Source organism: Lysobacter niastensis (genome assembly GCF_015453285.1).
Lineage (GTDB): Bacteria > Pseudomonadota > Gammaproteobacteria > Xanthomonadales > Xanthomonadaceae > Lysobacter_J > Lysobacter_J niastensis.
The window spans coordinates 1-16,451 of sequence record NZ_JADLZT010000004.1 but is presented as its reverse complement, the minus strand read 5'-3'; the positions used below and the strand labels follow the sequence as shown (position 1 = coordinate 16,451).

Annotated in this window: 20 protein-coding genes; 8 read left to right on the top strand and 12 right to left on the bottom strand. The window is 67.5% G+C overall.

Features of this window, described 5'->3' with window-relative positions; all coding sequences use genetic code 11:
* Positions 1–104: 104 nt before the first annotated feature.
* Positions 105–314 carry a cold-shock protein gene (locus IU514_RS07620; protein WP_194930517.1) on the bottom strand — a complete coding sequence of 70 codons (210 nt, stop codon included), beginning with the start codon at positions 312–314 and terminating at the stop codon, positions 105–107.
* A 245-nt stretch (positions 315–559) separates the two neighbouring features.
* Here IU514_RS07620 and IU514_RS07615 point away from each other — a divergent pair, with 245 nt between their 5' ends.
* The 4 genes from IU514_RS07615 (at position 560) to IU514_RS07600 (ending at position 2,382) form a co-directional block, all read left to right on the top strand.
* The gene (locus IU514_RS07615; protein WP_194930516.1) at positions 560–844 is read left to right on the top strand and encodes a DUF4031 domain-containing protein; all 285 of its coding nucleotides are present in this window, start codon (positions 560–562) and stop codon (positions 842–844) included.
* 64 nt (positions 845–908) lie between these two features.
* Positions 909–1,391 (top strand): DUF4019 domain-containing protein, encoded by a 483-nt coding sequence (locus tag IU514_RS07610; RefSeq protein ID WP_194930515.1) that lies wholly within the window; start codon positions 909–911, stop codon positions 1,389–1,391.
* 84 nt (positions 1,392–1,475) lie between these two features.
* Positions 1,476–1,712, top strand: coding sequence for a DUF3297 family protein (locus tag IU514_RS07605; RefSeq protein ID WP_194930514.1), 237 nt, complete (start codon positions 1,476–1,478; stop codon positions 1,710–1,712).
* 112 nt (positions 1,713–1,824) lie between these two features.
* The gene (locus IU514_RS07600) at positions 1,825–2,382 is read left to right on the top strand and encodes a DUF3016 domain-containing protein (protein WP_194930513.1); all 558 of its coding nucleotides are present in this window, start codon (positions 1,825–1,827) and stop codon (positions 2,380–2,382) included.
* A 9-nt stretch (positions 2,383–2,391) separates the two neighbouring features.
* On the opposite strand, the gene IU514_RS07595 is transcribed toward IU514_RS07600, so the two are convergent.
* The 3 genes from IU514_RS07595 to IU514_RS07585 form a co-directional block, all read right to left on the bottom strand.
* Positions 2,392–3,153 (bottom strand): ABC transporter permease, encoded by a 762-nt coding sequence (locus IU514_RS07595; protein WP_194930512.1) that lies wholly within the window; start codon positions 3,151–3,153, stop codon positions 2,392–2,394.
* Entirely contained in the window at positions 3,150–4,103 is a 954-nt protein-coding gene (locus IU514_RS07590; RefSeq protein WP_194930511.1) for an ABC transporter ATP-binding protein, read from the bottom strand. The genes IU514_RS07595 and IU514_RS07590 overlap by 4 nt, the downstream gene beginning before the upstream one ends.
* 74 nt (positions 4,104–4,177) lie before the next feature.
* Positions 4,178–4,435 carry a DUF2798 domain-containing protein gene (locus IU514_RS07585; RefSeq protein ID WP_194930510.1) on the bottom strand — a complete coding sequence of 86 codons (258 nt, stop codon included), beginning with the start codon at positions 4,433–4,435 and terminating at the stop codon, positions 4,178–4,180.
* Between the two features lie 182 nt (positions 4,436–4,617).
* On the opposite strand from IU514_RS07585, the gene IU514_RS07580 reads away from it, so the two are divergent.
* Positions 4,618–4,992 carry a YciI family protein gene (locus IU514_RS07580; RefSeq protein ID WP_194930509.1) on the top strand — a complete coding sequence of 125 codons (375 nt, stop codon included), beginning with the start codon at positions 4,618–4,620 and terminating at the stop codon, positions 4,990–4,992.
* A 54-nt stretch (positions 4,993–5,046) separates the two neighbouring features.
* On the opposite strand, the gene IU514_RS07575 is transcribed toward IU514_RS07580, so the two are convergent.
* Positions 5,047–6,366 carry a metal-dependent hydrolase family protein gene (locus tag IU514_RS07575; RefSeq protein ID WP_194930508.1) on the bottom strand — a complete coding sequence of 440 codons (1,320 nt, stop codon included), beginning with the start codon at positions 6,364–6,366 and terminating at the stop codon, positions 5,047–5,049.
* 292 nt (positions 6,367–6,658) lie between these two features.
* Here IU514_RS07575 and IU514_RS07570 point away from each other — a divergent pair, with 292 nt between their 5' ends.
* The 3 genes from IU514_RS07570 (at position 6,659) to IU514_RS07560 (ending at position 9,114) form a co-directional block, all read left to right on the top strand.
* On the top strand, positions 6,659–6,985 hold the full coding sequence (locus IU514_RS07570; protein ID WP_194930507.1) for an RcnB family protein: 327 nt from the start codon (positions 6,659–6,661) through the stop codon (positions 6,983–6,985).
* A 439-nt stretch (positions 6,986–7,424) separates the two neighbouring features.
* Complete coding sequence (locus tag IU514_RS07565; protein ID WP_194930506.1) at positions 7,425–8,006, top strand: aldose epimerase family protein; 582 nt, start codon at positions 7,425–7,427, stop codon at positions 8,004–8,006.
* A gap of 115 nt (positions 8,007–8,121) precedes the next feature.
* Positions 8,122–9,114, top strand: coding sequence for an MBL fold metallo-hydrolase (locus IU514_RS07560; RefSeq protein WP_194930505.1), 993 nt, complete (start codon positions 8,122–8,124; stop codon positions 9,112–9,114).
* Between the two features lie 4 nt (positions 9,115–9,118).
* Here the strand turns inward: IU514_RS07560 and IU514_RS07555 are convergent, their stop codons facing one another.
* The 7 genes from IU514_RS07555 to IU514_RS07525 form a co-directional block, all read right to left on the bottom strand.
* The gene (locus IU514_RS07555) at positions 9,119–9,835 is read right to left on the bottom strand and encodes an SDR family oxidoreductase (protein WP_194930504.1); all 717 of its coding nucleotides are present in this window, start codon (positions 9,833–9,835) and stop codon (positions 9,119–9,121) included.
* Between the two features lie 37 nt (positions 9,836–9,872).
* Positions 9,873–11,063: an acetyl-CoA C-acyltransferase gene (locus IU514_RS07550; protein ID WP_194930503.1), complete on the bottom strand. Its 1,191-nt coding sequence runs from the start codon at positions 11,061–11,063 to the stop codon at positions 9,873–9,875.
* 61 nt (positions 11,064–11,124) lie between these two features.
* On the bottom strand, positions 11,125–11,625 hold the full coding sequence (locus IU514_RS07545) for a PaaI family thioesterase (protein WP_194930502.1): 501 nt from the start codon (positions 11,623–11,625) through the stop codon (positions 11,125–11,127).
* Positions 11,622–12,224: a TetR/AcrR family transcriptional regulator gene (locus tag IU514_RS07540; protein ID WP_194930501.1), complete on the bottom strand. Its 603-nt coding sequence runs from the start codon at positions 12,222–12,224 to the stop codon at positions 11,622–11,624. The genes IU514_RS07545 and IU514_RS07540 overlap by 4 nt, the downstream gene beginning before the upstream one ends.
* Positions 12,225–12,349: 125 nt before the next feature.
* Entirely contained in the window at positions 12,350–13,318 is a 969-nt protein-coding gene (locus tag IU514_RS07535; RefSeq protein WP_194930500.1) for a quinone oxidoreductase family protein, read from the bottom strand.
* Between the two features lie 183 nt (positions 13,319–13,501).
* Positions 13,502–14,074, bottom strand: coding sequence for a hypothetical protein (locus IU514_RS07530; protein ID WP_194930499.1), 573 nt, complete (start codon positions 14,072–14,074; stop codon positions 13,502–13,504).
* A gap of 75 nt (positions 14,075–14,149) precedes the next feature.
* Positions 14,150–16,144 (bottom strand): alpha/beta hydrolase family protein, encoded by a 1,995-nt coding sequence (locus IU514_RS07525; protein WP_194930498.1) that lies wholly within the window; start codon positions 16,142–16,144, stop codon positions 14,150–14,152.
* Between the last annotated feature and the right edge of the window lie 307 nt (positions 16,145–16,451).

The window sequence follows — 16,451 nt, the reverse complement described above, 5'->3', positions numbered from 1 at the left end:
CGACGGGCCGCCGGCATTGACCGCTTCGCCATGGCCCCGGAAAACAAAAAAGCCCGGCCGAAGCCGGGCTTTTTCGGTTCACCGCGCAAGCGCGGCGAAAAGGCTTAGACCGTCTGGACGGCGTCGGCCTGCAGGCCCTTCTGGCCCTGCACGACGGTGAAGGTCACCTTCTGGCCTTCCTGCAGGCTCTTGAAGCCCGAGCCCTGGATCGAGCGGAAGTGGACGAACACGTCCTCGCCATTCTCACGGCTGATGAAGCCGAAGCCCTTGGCGTCGTTGAACCACTTGACGGTACCGGTTTCACGGGTCGACATAACGTTTGCTCCTTGGAACATGGATGAATGGCCGCGGATGCGGCCGTGTCGCTGGTTGCAAGGAGAAACGAGGTGCAACGATGAAGTGAAACTAGATCTACATCGGGTCACGAACCACGGTGACCCTTGGCTAACTCAGCTCGCGAACGGTAGACCGTATTGATGAAAAAGGCAACGTAGCGCCCATTTTTCATTCAGCATGGCCGCCAAGCCCCCCATTCAGACAGAGCCGCCAGGAGGCAGCCATGACGGTCTATGTAGATGATGCGGTCCATCTGTGGCGCGGCCGGCGCTGGGCCCACCTGATGGCCGACACGCTGGAGGAGCTGCACGCCATGGCGGAGCGGCTCGACATCCCGCGCCGCGCTTTCCAGAACAAGACCAGTGGCGCCCACTACGACGTGCCTGCCGAGCTGCGCGAGCGGGCGATCGAGCTGGGGGCGACCCCCATTTCCCGCCATCACGACCGTGAGCAGGTCCGCGCGGTGATACGGGTGGCCAAGCAGCAGGGACGCGGCGAACACGACTAGCGGCCCTTCGTGGCGAGCCGCCGGCGGTACGATGCCGGGTTGCCCTCCGCCCGGGACCCGGAACATGAACACGAAGCACGCCTCATCTGCCCTCGCCGCCCTGCTGGCCACCCTGGCCGTCCTGCCCGCCTTCGCGCAACAGCCCTCCAAGCCGGCCCAGCAGGCCGAGCGCCCGGCCGCCGCCGCGCGCGACATGGACCCCAACACCCTGGTCAACGGGGCGCTGCAGATCGCCCAGCTGGTCGACTCCGGCAAGACCGGCGAGGTCTGGGACGGCGCCTCGGCCGTGGCCAAGAAGAGCGTCGACCGCAAGAAGTTCGTCGACGGCATCGACGCCCAGCGCAAGCCGCGCGGCGCCGTCGCAGGCCGCCGCTGGACGTCGGTCAACCGGCATTTCACCCAGGGCACCAAGGAATTGCCGGCCGGCGCCTACGCCAATGTCGAGTTCGACACCCTATACGCCGGCAACAAGGTCGGGCACGAGCTGGTCTCGTTCCGCCTCGACGAAGACGGCACCTGGCGCCTGAGCGGCTACGTGATCAAGTAATCCCGCGGGGCGGGCGCAGGCGGTGCCAAACCCGCCGCCTGCACTTATCCTTTGTCGGTTCCGCCAACAGCGATTCGCCCGACCATGACCGACGCCCCGCCCGACCGCCTTTCCAACGACCCGCGCAGCCCGTTCTACGACGAGGCCGTTCTCGAACGCGGCATCGGCATCCGCTTCAACGGTGTGGAGCGGACCAACGTCGAGGAGTACTGCATCAGCGAAGGCTGGGTGCGCCTGCCGGTCGGCAAGTCGCTGGACCGCCGCGGCAACCCGATGACCACCAAGGTCAAGGGCGTCGTCGAGGCCTGGTTCCGCAACTGATCGCGCCGGCGAAACCGCGGCTGTACGAAAGCGGCGCCGCGCTTGGCGGCACCGCCCCCGCGGGCGGAAAATCAGCGCATGGGCCGACCAGGCCCGTCATCGGGAGCCCGCCATGAACCTGCGCCCCGCCCTCATTGCAGCCGCACTGATCCTGGCTACCGCGGCCGGCAGCGCATCCGCCCGCATCCGCAACGTCACCGACGCCGACGCGCCGCGCAGCCTGCCCGACCAGGGACCGGTGAGCGTGAGCTGGGAAGACCCGGCGAACTTCACCGAGCTCCGCTACAGCGCCAACTCCTGGGAAGCCCGCCGCGGCAACTGGGTCGAGGAACTCGCCGAGTACCTGCGCGAGAGCGTCGAACAGAAGCTGCCCGCCGGTGAGCGCCTGCAGGTCGACATCACCGACATCCGCCGCGCCGGCAGCTACGAGCCGTGGCGCGGCGTGCAGTTCAACGACACGCGCTTCATCCGCGACGTCTACCCGCCGCGGATGACGCTGAACATCCGGCGCACGACCGCCGACGGCACCGTCATCGCCGAAGGCGAGCGCAAGCTCAGCGACCCCGGCTTCCTGATGACCGCCAACCCGATCTTCAGCAGCGATCCGCTGCGTTACGAGAAGGCGATGATCGACCGCTGGGTGTGGCGCGAGCTGAAGCCGGAGTCGTAAGCCGGCCCGCTAGGCCTTGAGCCGCCAGCCGGTGCGGAAGATCCACCACACCGCGAGCAGGCACAGGCCGAGGAAACCCAGGATCGCCGCCGCGCTGACGGCGACGTTGACATCGGCGATGCCGTAGAAGCTCCAGCGGAACCCGCTGATCAGGTACACGACCGGGTTGAACAGCGCGATCTTCTGCCACAGCGGCGGCAGCATGCCGATCGAATAGAACGCGCCGCCAAGGAAGGTCAGCGGCGTGATCACCATCAGCGGGATCAGCTGCAGGCGCTGGAAGCTGTCGGCCCACAGCCCGATGATGAAGCCGAACAGGCTGAAGGTGACCGCCGTCAGCAGCAGGAAGCAGACCATCCAGAACGGATGCGCGACCTCGTAGTCGACGAAGAAGCGCGCCGTGACCAGGATCAGCGTGCCGAGCATCAATGACTTGGTCGCCGCCGCGCCGACATAGCCGATCACGATCTCCATCGGCGACACCGGCGCCGAAAGAAGTTCATAGATCGTGCCCGACCACTTCGGCAGGTAGATGCCGAACGAGGCGTTGGAGATGCTCTCGCTCAGCAGCGACAGCATGATCAGGCCGGGAATGATGAAGGCGCCGTAGCCGACGCCGTCGACATCGCCCATGCGCGCGCCGATGGCTGCGCCGAACACGATGAAGTACAGCGACGTCGACAACACCGGCGAGACGATGCTCTCCATCAGCGTGCGGAAGGTGCGCGCCATCTCGAAGCGGTAGATCGCGCGGATGCCGTGGATGTTCATGCCCTCGCCTCCTGCCGGCCGTGCCGCACCAGGTTGACGAAGATCTCCTCCAGAGAGCTCTCGCTGGAGTGCAGGTCCTTGAAGTCGATGCCGTGCTGCTGCAGCCGCCGCAGCAGCGGCGCGATGCCGGTTTCCTGAGCCTGCACGTCGAAGGTGTAAACCAGGGAATGGCCGTCCTCGGCCAGCTCCAGCGAATACCCTGCAAGCTCCTCCGGAATGCGCTCCAGCGGCGCCTGCAGGTGCAGGGTCAGCTGCTTCTTGCCGAGCTTGCGCATCAGCGTCGCCTTGTCTTCCACCAGGATCAGTTCGCCCTGGTTGATCACGCCGATCCGGTCGGCCATCTCCTCGGCCTCCTCGATGTAGTGCGTGGTCAGGATGATGGTCGTGCCGTTCTCGCGCAGCCGCCGCACCATCTGCCACATGTCGTGGCGCAACTCGACGTCGACGCCGGCGGTGGGTTCGTCGAGGAACAGGATCTGCGGCTCGTGCGCCAGCGCCTTGGCGATCAGCACGCGCCGCTTCATGCCGCCGGACAGCGTCATGATCTTGCTGTCCTTCTTGTCCCACAGCGACAGCTCGCGCAGCACCCGCTCCAGATAGGCGGGATCGGGCGCCTTGCCGAACAGGCCGCGGCTGAACTTCACCGTCGCCAGCACGCTTTCGAAGGCGTCGGTGGACAGCTCCTGCGGCACCAGCCCGATCAGGCTTCGCGCGGCGCGGTAGTCGCGCACGATGTCGTGGCCATCGGCATGCACGGTGCCGCTGCTCGCGTTGACGATGCCGCAGACGATGCTGATCAGCGTGGTCTTGCCGGCGCCGTTGGGGCCGAGCAGCGCGAAGATCTCGCCGCGCCGGATCTGCAGGTCGACGCCTTTCAGCGCCTGGAATCCGGACGCGTAGGTCTTGGTGAGATTGCGTATATCAATGACGGGCGTGTCGGCCTGCGCCATGCGGGGCTCACTTCGCAGCGATGAATGGGTCACATCGTAACGGAGCCGATGTCTGTCCATGCCTCACTCGTTCGTCAGCCAAGCTCGCCGAGGCCACGGCCACGCGGTGCCACGCGGGTCAGCCGCGCCAGCAACGCGCGCACGCCCGGCAGTATCAGCCAGGCCGCCGGCAGCGCCACGGCGAAGGCCACTGGCCAGTTCCGCAGCCAGGCCTGCAGCAGGCCGGGAACCAGGCCATGGTGCAGGAAGGTCATCGCGAAGCTGATGATCGCCGACATCGCGATGACGACCAGCGGAGTGAATGCGAGCTGCGCTTGGCGGGGCGTGAGCATGGGCGTGGCCGCGTTCCGGGGGAGGCGCCAGATTAGGCGTGGCCTGCGTTGCCGATAAGCCATCGCATCGGGGAAGCATCATCCCGCCGATGGGCGAATCGGCATTGGCTCCATGCGTGGCGTGGCGACACCGCGCCGGCTTGCCCGCACAATGGCGTCATCCCCTTCGCAGCGAGATGCCGATGAAATTCCTGTTGACGGTGTACACCGACCCCGCACTGCTCGAAGCGCTTCCGGAAGGCGAGTTCGAAACGATGATGCGCGGCTGCCTGCAGAAGGCCGACGAGATGAAGGCCAGCGGACGGCTGCTCGACTTCCAGCAACTGGAGCTGCCGTCGACGGCGCGCTCGGTACGCACGCGCGAGGGTCGCGTCTCGATCACCGACGGTCCGTTCGCCGAGGCCAAGGAAGTGTTCGCCGGCTTCAACCTGATCGAAGCCGACAGCATGGAAGAAGCCGTGCGTATCGCGCAGGAGTTCCCATGGACGCGCACCGGTTCGATCGAGGTGCGCCCGGTGCGCGACATCGGCGAGGTGCGCAGGCGCGTGGGAGCGTAGGGCTTCCGTCATCCCGGCTGTCGCCGGGATGACGTTCAAGCAAAGGCCCGTTGTTTACGGCGTACCGCCCCGCACGATGGCCCCCTGCTTCATCACCAGCAGCGGACGCTGGGTGGCGCGGATGTCTTCCAGCACGTTGCCCGGCACCGCGACGACGTCGGCGTACTTGCCGGACTCCAGCGTACCGGTCTCGCCGTCGACGCCCAGCAGCTTCGCCGAGCCCTGGCTGCTGGTCATCAGCGCCGCGGCCGGCGACATGCCCAGGTCGACCATGTCGCCGAACTCCTGCGCATTGAGGCCGTGCGGATAGACCGCCGCGTCGGTGCCCAGCGCGATCGGCACGCCGATGCGCAGCGCCTCCTTGAACATCTTCGTGTGCGCCGCGCCGGCCGCGCGCGCCTTGTCGGCGATCTTCGGCGGATAGGTGTCGGCCTTGTCGACCACCCACACCTGCGTCATGCGCGTCGGCACCAGGTAGGTGCCTTTCTTCTTCATCAGCTGCAGCGTCGGCGTGGTGAGGAAGCTGCCGTGCTCGATCGAGTCCACGCCTGCTTCGACCGCCTGCTTGGCGGCGAGGTCGCCATGGCTGTGTGCGGCGACCTTGCGGCCCCAGGTGTGGGCCTCGGTGATGATCGCGGACAGCTCCGAAGGCGTCAGCTGCGGCACGTCGACCGGGTCGGCTTCCGACAGCACGCCGCCGGAGGCGCAGATCTTGATGACGTCGGCGCCGAACTTCATCTGCTCGCGCACCGCGAGCTTGCATTCGTCGGGACTGTTGCAAACGCCTTCCAGCGTGCCGGCCGGCTTCACGCGATCCGGCGGGAACGGCGAGCTGTCGCAGTGACCTCCCGTGGAACCGAGTGCATGCCCGGCGACGAGCATGCGTGGACCTTCCGCCAGCCCGGCGTTGATCGCGTTGCGCAGGGCGACGTCGACGAAGTCGGGCGCGCCGACCTCGCGCACGGTGGTGAAACCTGCCTCCAGCGTCACCTTGGCGTTGCGCGCGGCATGGAACGACTGCTCGACCGGGAAGCGCAGCATGTTCTCGTAGAAGCCCTGCGCCCAGTTGTCGTCATGGTTGGAAGCGATGTGGGTGTGCGCGTCGATGAAGCCCGGCAGCAGCGTGGCATCTCCGAGGTCGAGCACGCGCGCACCGGCCGGCACGGCAGCCGCATTGCCGACAGCGGCGATGCGACCACCCTGCACCACCAGCAGGCCTGGCGACTCCAGGCGTCCACTGCGTCCGTCGAACAGGTGGGCGGCCTTGAGCACGATGGCCTGCGGTGCCGCGGCGGGCGCCTGCGCCTGGCTGGCGATAGCGGACAACAATCCAACGGACAGGCCCGTCAGGGCCGCAAAGGCACGACGCTTCATCCCACTCCCCCCGGTAATGTTGCCGCGAGTGTAGGGCATGCCCGGCGCCGCGCCGCGTCTCGCCTCCTGCGACAGGCTTCGCCAAGACTGGCCGCCTCCTCGTCAGGGAGACTGCCGGGGCGGCGCGGTCTGGGCCCCCGCCGCCCCGGCCTTTCCGGCGGCTTTCCTAAAGGCCGGATGAAGGCGTTCATCTCAGAACAGCGACGTGCGTCAACATTCCTCGAAGAGGATCTGGCCAAGCGCCCGAGGCGTCATAGGATCGCAGCGCCAAACCGAAAACCCTGGGGGATCCATGAAACGCCTGCTCTCCGCCGTACTGATCGGCTTCGTGTTCCTGTCGCCGATGGCCTTCGCCAAGGGCCCCAAGCACGATCGCGACGACGACCACCACTATGACGACCATGACGGCCACCCGCCCGGCAAGCACAAGGGCTGGCACAAGCAGGAATACCGCCGTGGCGTGGTGTATGTCGAAAAGCGCATCTACGTCGACGACTACCGCCATTACCACCTTGCTCCGCCGCCCCCGGGCCACCGCTGGGTGCGCAGCGACGACGGCCGTTACGTCCTGATCGCGGTCGCCACCGGCATCATCGCCGACATCCTGCTGCACCACTGATCCGCAGGATCGAATCGCTTCCGAACAGCCCCGCGCATGCGGGGCTGTTTTTTTGTGCGCCCATCCATCTGCAACCCCGTTCGTCCTGAACGTAAGTGCGCGAGTGCTGGAGTCGAAGGATGGCAGAGGGAAGCGTTACTAACCCTTCTTTCTGGTAACGCCTTCGATGCCGCATCAGGTAAGGGGCGCTCACCCTTCCACTCACCTTCGCTGCGCTCACGGCGAATAGCGCCAACACCTGGCGTGTCTTGCCATGCGCATGCGCGTTGACATGCCTGAACACAGATTTCCGGTGCTGTCCGTAGCCGCGACAGTTTGGCGTACTCCTGTGTGTCGCATCGCCATCCGGGAACGCCGCAACGCGCGGCATCGGCATGCGCATCCCCACACGACCGCACCGCGACCCCGGCGCCGCTGCGTGTTCGGCGAGGATTTACGCATGAACATCGGACGATTCACCCAAGGACAACGAAAAGCTGCCGGACTGGCGCTAGCATTGATCGCCTCCCTGGCCTGCAGCGCCGTGGTGGCGGCACCACCGCCGCATGCCGGCGCCTGCGTCATCGGCGCACCGGGCTGCAAGCACCAGCCGCACCGGCTCATGTATCCGGCACACGCGCTGTCGTTCGGCAACGGCGGCTTCAGCCTGCACCCGCGGGGCGTCAACTGGGCCAACAACAACGGCGCGATGACGCTGACCCTGCGCCGCCCACTCGACTACGACGGCGGCGACGTGACCGTCACGCTGTTCTACCAGCTCACCAGCGACGAGATAGGCGACATCACCTTCCACATCACGCCGGTGACGATGCACCACGGCAGTGGTTTCGAGACCTACGGTGCGGTCGCCAGCAATACCGTGGTGGCCTCGGGCGATCCGACGATGGTGCTCGAGCAGTCGGCGGTGATCCCGCCCGGAAATGGCTTCAGCCCGGACGGCGACTGGTGGTACCTGGAAATCGGCCGCGAAGGCACGTACAACCTGGGACTGCGCATGATGTCGGTGGCGATCGACTACTGACCCTAACCGTCCGCCGGCCCGTGCGGGCCGGCCGGATGGCGCAATGACGAAAGGCACTACTTCCCCAGCACGCGCACGGTAACGTCGGTCGGCATTGCACCGCCGGATGCCGACCATGCGCCTGCTGCTGACGTCCCTCGTTGCCGTGTGCCTGTCTGCCTGTGCGACATCGTCCGCACCGTCGGCCGAACAGGTCCGCGCGGAAGGCGGCGAACTGATCGCGCCGGGCATCGTGCTGTTCCCGGGCCGCTTCGAACCGGGCCGCCAGCCCGACGGCAACAGCATCGTGATCCACGGGCGCGACGGACTCGTCGTGTTCGATACCGGGCGCCATCGCGAGCACACCCAGCGCCTGCTCGATCACGCACGTACCAGCGGCTTGCCGGTTACGGCGATCATCAACAGCCATTGGCACCTGGACCACAGCAGCGGCAACCGCATGCTGCGCGAAGCCTATCCCGATGCCGTCGTGCTCGGCAGCCGTGCCGTCGAGGGTGCGCTGACCGGTTTCCTCGCCGACAACCACAAGCAGGCACAGGACCTGATCGACAAGGGCGTCATCCGCGAACCGCAGTTGTCGGACGTGCGCGGCGACATGGCAATCGTGGAGGAGCGCGTTTCGCTGATTCCCAACCGGATGATCGACGCGTCCACGGACCAGGACCTCGCCGGACGCCGCGTGAAGATCGGCCTGAGTGCGAACGCCGCGACCGAAGGCGATGTCTGGCTGTTCGATCCGGCCACGCGCGTGTTGCTGGCCGGCGACCTGGTGACGCTGCCAGTACCGCTCCTCGACACCGCCTGCCCGTCCGGTTGGCGCGATGCGCTGGCGACATTGGATGGAATCGGCTTCGCAACGCTGGTGCCCGGCCACGGTGAGCCGATGGACCGCGCCTCGTTCGTGCAGTACCGCACTGCTTTCAACCATCTGCTGACATGCGCCGCAGGAAGCGCCGCGGCGAACACGTGCATCGACGGCTGGCTTGCCGATGCCGGCACACGGGTGCCTGCATCGCAGCACGAGCAGGCACGGCGCCTGCTCGATTACTACATCGGACAAGTGTTGCGCGCGCCGCCGGAGCGGCGCGACCGTTATTGCCCGCGCTGAATGCTCAGCCCGCCGCCATCGGCGGCGCCAGGTAGACCGCCTTGTCGGGCGAGGACAGGCTTGCCTTGACCGCTCGGCTGGTGTCGTCGGCCAGCACCTCCAGCCCGCCGGCCTGCACGGTGCGCAGGATGGTCTCGGCCACATCCTTCGGCGACGTCTTCGGCGCCTCGATGCCGGCGGTCATGTCGGTCTCCATCAAGCCGACATGCACGGCCACCACCTGCGTGCCCTGCTCGCGCAGCTCGTTGCGCAGGCCATTGGTCAGCGCCCACGCCGCGGCTTTCGACACGCTGTAAGTGGCAGTTCCCGGCAGGCTGAGCCAGCTCAGCACCGACAGCACATTGACCAGCGCGCCGCCGCCGTTCTTCGCCAGCACCGGCGCGAACGCACGGCTCACCAGCAGCGGGCCGTAGAAGTTGGTCTGCATCTCGGCGGCAAGCGCGTCCAGGCCGTCGGGCGACAGCAGCACGCCGCTGCGCGAGATGCCGGCGTTGTTGATCACCATCGTGACGTCGGGGCATGCCTTCGCTGCGGCGGCGATGCTGTCGGTACTGGTGACGTCGAGTGCAACCGGCGTGACGCCTTCGCTCTTCACCGACGACGGATCGCGCGCGGCGGCGTAGATCTTCGCGGCGCCGGCCTGCTTCAAGGCTTCGACCAGCGCGAGGCCGAGGCCGCGGTTGGCGCCGGTGACCAGCACCACGGAATTCTTGATATCCATCAATGCACCTTCAGTTTGACGTTGGGGAAGGAGGAGTTCATTCGGCACGTTCGATGGCGATGGCCGTCGCCTCGCCGCCGCCGATGCACAGCGCCGCCACGCCGCGCTTGAGTCCGCGACGCTGCAGCGCGTGCAGCAGGGTCACGATCAGGCGGGCGCCAGTGGCGCCGATAGGATGTCCGAGCGCACATGCGCCGCCGTTCACGTTCAACCGGTCACGTGCGATGCCCAGGTCCTTGGCGGCGGCCATCGCCACGACCGCGAACGCCTCGTTGATCTCGAACAGGTCGACATCGCCGGCCGTCCAGCCGACCTTGTCGAGCAGCTTCCCGATCGCCGGGATTGGCGCGGTGGTGTACCAGGCAGGCGCCTGGCTGTGCGTGGCATGGCCGCGGATCTCGGCGAGGATCGGCAGGCCTTCGCGCTGCGCGACCGAGCGCCGCGTCAGCAGCAGCGCGGCAGCGCCGTCGGCGTTGGCGGACGCACTGGCGGCGGTGATGGTGCCGTCGGCACGGAATGCCGGTTTGAGCTGCGGGATCTTTTCCGGCGACACCTTCAGCGGATGCTCGTCGGTATCGACGATGCGCTCGCCGCCCTTGCCCGGCACGGCGACCGGCACGATTTCGTCGGCGAAGGCACCGATCTCGATCGCCTCGCGCGCCCGCGTCAGCGTCTCGGCCGCGTAGGCGTCCTGGTCGGCGCGCGTGAAGCCGTAGTGCTGCGCCGCGGCCTCGCCGAAATCGCCCATCGGGCGGCCGGGCTCGTAGGCGTCTTCGAGACCGTCGAGCATCATGTGGTCGAGGATGCGGTCGTGGCCGACGCGGTAACCGCTTCGGGCTTTCGCCAGCAGATAGGGCGCGTTCGACATCGACTCCATGCCACCGGCGACGATCATGTCGGCCGATCCGGCGCGCAGCAGATCGTGCGCCAGCATCGTCGCCTTCATGCCCGATCCGCAGACCTTGTTTACGGTGGTCGCGCCGACCGCATCGGGCAAACCGGCGGCGCGCATCGCCTGCCGCGCCGGAGCCTGGCCCTGGCCGGCTGGAAGCACGCAGCCCATCAGCACTTCGTCGACGCGCTCGGGCGGCAGATTGGCGCGCTGCAGTGCGGCGCGGATGGCGTGCGCGCCGAGCGCGTGCGCGGGCAGCGGCGACAGGTCGCCCAGGAAACGGCCCAGCGGCGTACGCACCGCGGAGACGATGACAACGGGATCGTGTTCGGTCATGGCAATCAGTGGGGGAGTGATGCGCATCCCTTGCGCGGGGGAATCGGGCTGGTGGGCGCGCTTACGCGGGCCGTTCGAACACCAGCAGCGTGGAGGTGGCCGAGGCGTACAGCACGCCCTGCGCGTCGACGAGACGCGCTTCGGCGAAGGCGGCGCGGCGGCCCATCGACAACACCTTGCCTTCGGCGCGCAACGGGCCGGTGTCGTGGCGGATGGCCTTGTGGAACGCGACCTTCAGTTCGAGCGTGGTGTAGGCCTGCTCCGCCGTCAGCTGCGAATGCGCGGCGCAGGCGCAGGCCGAATCCAGCAGCGTCGACGCGTAACCTCCGTGCACGACGCCGATCGGGTTGTAGGCGTGCTCGCCGGGCGTGCCGGTGAACACAGCGCGCCCAGGCTCGACCTCGCTCAGTTCGAAGTCCAGCGAGCGCAGGATGCCCGGCTTGCGGCCCGAGGCGATCAGTGCGCGCAACTGGCTCAGTCCGTCCATGCCGGAACCCACCTGCTCGATCAGGCTGGTTTGCAGGCCGATGGGATCGGCCACTTTCGGATCGTTCTGGTTCATTCGTGTTTCTCCGCGGAGGTCAGGGAGAGCCGGCGGTACAGCGCGTGGCGTGACGACGCCAGCAGCGCATTCGAACGCTTGCGATCCGGCTCGCAGCGCGCCAGTGCGATTGCACCCACGAGTTCGGCCAGCACCGAAGCGGCGAGAGCCGGCGCGTCGTCATGGCCGAGGCGTGCCAGCGTTTGCGACAAGGCCTGCTGCAGTCGGCGCGAGCCTTCGGCGAACGCCCTGCGGGCATCGGCATCCAGACGCGGCAGTTCGCTGGCGAGCGCAGCCATGGGACAGCCATGCCCGGGGTGATCACGGTGTTTCGCCGACAGGTACAGGTCGATGTAGCCGGCCAGACGCTCCGCATCGCCGCGCCCTTCGTTCACGCGCTGCCATTGCGCCAGGGCGTCGTCGAACATCTGTCCGATCGCGGCGACGACCAGCGCGTCCTTGGACTCGAAATGGGCGTAGAAGCCGCCGTGGGTGAGCCCAGCCTCGCGCATGACGCCGGCCACGGCGACGCGCTGCGCGCCGTCGCTGCGGATGGCCCTGGCCGCGGCGCGGAGCACGCGCTGGCGGGTCTGTTGCTTGTGGCTGGCGTCGTATCGCATGGCGGCTGGCGAGTTATATGATGCCGATCATATAACTCCACAAGTCCCTCGCAACAACCAATCCCGCGGGCCGGAGGGGCGTTCGTTCAGGCGCGCCCCGCTGAATGCGGGGGCCGCCAGCAGGTTCAGGGAATCAGCAGCACCTTGCCGCTGGTGGTCCGGCTTTCCAGCAGCGCATGCGCCTGTGCGCCATCGCGCAACGGGAAGCTCGCGGCGATGGCCACGCTCAGGCGGCCATCGCGGACCGCCTCGAACAACCGCGCCGCCCGGTCGTGGCGAGCCTGCGGGCTGGTCAGCACGTTCCACAGGTCGCCGCCGGTCAGCGTCAGTGAGCGGTCCATCAGCACGCGCGGATCGACCGGATCCGGATCGCCTGCCGCCATGCCGTAGAACACGACGGTGCCGCCGATGCGGGCGAGCGCCAGGCTGTCGTGCAGCGTGCGTCCAATCGAGTCGTAGACGACATCGACGCCGTCCGGCGCCAGCGCGCGCACGCGATCCGGCCAGCCTTCGCCGGAATCGATCGCCGCTTCGGCGCCCGCCGTCAGTGCGGCACGGCGCTTGTCGTCGCTCGACGCCAGCGCGATCACCCGCGCCCCGCGGGTGGCCGCCAGCTGCACCAGCAGCAGGCCGACGCCGCCACCGGCGGCATGCACCAGCAGCGTCTCGCCGGCCTGTACCGCGTGGCTGTCTTCCAGCAGGAACTGCGCGGTCAGGCCTTGCAGCAGCAGCGCCGCCGCGGTGTCGAAAGCAATGTCGTCCGGCAGCGCGATCAACCGGTCCAGCGGAACCGCCACCTGTTCGGCGTTGGCGAAGGCGCTGTCGGCGAACGCGACGCGCTGGCCGACACGGAATGGCCCGCCTGCATCGTCTGGATGCAGCGCCGCGATCTCGCCGGCGCCCTCGTAGCCGGCGATCCACGGCGGCGAGCCGGCCAGGTGATAGCGCCCCTGGCGGCGGTAGACATCGGCGAAGTTCAACCCGATCGCGCGCGTGCGCACGACGGCAACGCCCGGCGCGGGTTGCGGGTCGGGCAGCGAGGTCCATTCCAGGACATCGGGACCGCCGAAGCGTGAGAAGGTAAGCGCATGCATGCGAGGATGCTCGCGCAGCCGACGCGCCCGCTCAAGGGCGCGTGCAACACGGCGTCAGGCTTCGACCAGCGGCGCCCACGACAGGTGGACGATCTCCCGCGGGTTTCCGTCCCTGCTTCTGGACGCTGCATAAAGAAGAAGGGCGACCAAGGCCGCCCTTCATTTTCTTCCTTTGGAGGCACGTTACCGGGCGCGCTCGCGGCGGCCCAGCCACCAGGCCATCGCCGCACCTGCGATCAGCCAACCGATCACCTGCTCCAGCAGCGAGCCGATCGTGAAGCTGCTCGGGAACATGAACCAGTTCCAGTACGGCACACCCAGCGAGATCCACCCGAACAACGCCATCGCGCCGGCCACCATCACCCGCCGCGCGAAGCCCCAGGCACCCAGCGACAGCACCCACGCGGCTACCAGCGCCGCAAGGATGCAGGTCACCAGTTGCTTGACCAGGTTGGGGACCATGCTCTGCATGATCGGGTTGCCGCCCGGCTGGTAGACCACGAACGCGTACGGCTTGCCGCGCGTTTCCCCGGCGAACTTCTGCATCGCCGCCGCGTCCTTCATCGTTTCCGGCCCGACGCTCGGATACATGTAGACGCCTTCGCCCGCGGTCGTCGGGCCGATCGCGTCGAGCACCGCCTGCTGCTGCGTGGGCACCTTCACACCCATCTCGCCGATCGGCAGCGCCATGTGCGCCACCGCGCCCCAGATGAACATCACGATCCCACCGATGACGCCTGCAATGACGACCCTCATGCTCCCCTCCCCGGGATTGAATGGTGCGCCGAGCTTGCCCGTTTGCCGCGCGGCGCACAAATGTGACGCACCGGCCTACTGCGTGCCCTGCACTTCAGCGCCTGCCTTCGCCCGCGCACCACCGATGTTGCGCGCCAGGAAGTCCAGCAGCTTCGTGTAGAACTCGCGACGATGCGGCTCGGTGTAGAAGCCGTGGCCTTCGCTGGAGTAATACAGCGTCTCCACCGGCACGCCCGCATCGCGCAGCGCGCGCTCCATCTTCTTGCTGTGCTCGATCGGGGCGCGCTGGTCCTGTCCGCCGGCCGCGAGGAAGACCGGCGCCTTGATCCGGTTCGCCATCGTCGTCGGCGAGCGTGCGTCCAGGCCGTCGCGTTGCCCCACCCATTCGTCAGACCAGTTGCGCACCCAACGCGCTTTACGGCTGTTGTCGCGATGCATCGCCTCCAGGTCGTACACGCCGACATAGCCCACGGCGCAGCGATACAGGCCCGGCTCCTTCGCCACGCCCATCAGCGCGGCATAGCCGCCGTAGCTGCCGCCGTAGATGCAGATGCGCTCGCCGTCGGCGATGCGTTCGGCGACCGCCCAGCGCGTGGCATCGGTGAGGTCGTCCTGCATCGTGCCACCCCACTCACCCGCACCGGCGACGCGGAACGTCCTGCCGTAGTTGCCAGAACCGCGGTAGTTGATGCGCAGCACCGTATAGCCCGCCTCGGCGAGCAACTGGGTGTCGGTGTCGAACTGCCATCTGTCGAAGATGCCGAACGGTCCGCCATGCGGCATCACCACCATCGGCAGAGGCTGCTGCGGGGCCTTGCGCGGCAGCGTCAGGTAGCCGCGCAGCGACGTGCCGTCACGCGCCTGCAGCGTCACTTCGCGGGTGAGCGGCATGACCTCGGGGTTGAACCATTCCTGCTGCGCGAAGACGCCGTTGGCGTTGCGCGTCTTCATGTCGTACAGGTAGTAATCGCCCTGCATCCGGTCGTTCCAGATCTGCAGCATCGCGATCCCATCGCCCGCGAACGAGGTGATCGACACCGCCGAACCCGAAAATGCCCTTTCCAGGCGGCGATAGGTGAGGGCGATCTCGCTGTTCTCGTCGAAGAAGCGGCTGCGAACACCCGCGCTCATGTAATGCGCGCCCACGAGTGTCCCGTCGCGGTCACGCAGGAGAGAGTACGGGTCGACGTCGGGATCGCGCAGCATTTCCTTGCGCTCGCCGGAACGGGTGTTCCAGGCGACGATCGAGTCGGGCCCCTGCTGATGGCTGACCTGCAGGTACGCGGTCACGCCGTCAGCGGAGAATCCCAGCGGCGACTCGTAGTGGCCGCTGGCCTTCTGGTCGTTGACCAGCGTCCAGTCGGCGTCGTCATTCTCGCGGTAGTAGAGCTTGAAGTAGTTGTCGTCTCCGGCGCCTTCGGCCAGGCGCACTTCGCCCTTCCCATCGGCGACGAAGTCGGCGCGGCGCACCGGCGCGATCGTCACCACCGTGCGACGCCCGGTATACACATCCAGCTTTTCCACCCGGGTCTGCGGATTGGCGCTGAAATCCGATACGGCGATCAGGACGCTGCGCGGATCGCCCGGCATGCGCCCGATGAAATCCGCGTAGTCGCGGTTGCCGACATTGCCGTAGGTGTCCACCAGTCCGGGATCATCCTCGTAGCCGACCAGGACCTTGGCCCGTTCGCCGCCGATGCCCAGGCCATACAGTTCGCCGGTGCGGTAAGGCGTGTCGTCGCGGCTGCCCAGCTGCTGCGCCATCGCGATCACCACGCGCTCGTCGTTGGCCCACCAGAAGTCGGCGACCATCGAGTCCTTGACGCCGGTCGCCTTGGTGATGACCTTCTTGTCGGCGCGACGCATGATGATCAGCACGGTACGGTCTTCGAGCGGCACCGTCGCCGCGTAGTGCTTGCCGTCCGGCGAGATCTTGATCCGCTCGTATCCGTCCTTTCTCAGGTACGGCGCCAGATCGACCCCCTGTGCATCCGCGCCCTGGGCCTGCGCCCACACCGGCCCCGCCGCCCACGCCAGCGCGATGAGCAGCCATCCTTTCCACTTCCGCATCGTTCGCGCCCTCCCCCGGACACGTCATCCATTGCGCGCCACTGTAGCCAAGGCATGCCCTCCCGAGCAGCCCCAGGACGCGGCGACCATGGCGTATACGGCGAGCAAACTCCCGCCCGCCTAGACTGCGCGCCGGACCGCCGCTCCGGCGCGGTCGACCTGGAGCGTGCGATGAAGGCTGAGCCGTTCGTCCGTAGCGCATTGCTGGCCCTGGCGCTGAGCCTCACGGCCTGCGGAGGAAGCACCACGTTCTCGGCCAGCTCCGGTGGCCCGCCGCCCCCGCTGCCACACTCCGATCATGCGGTTG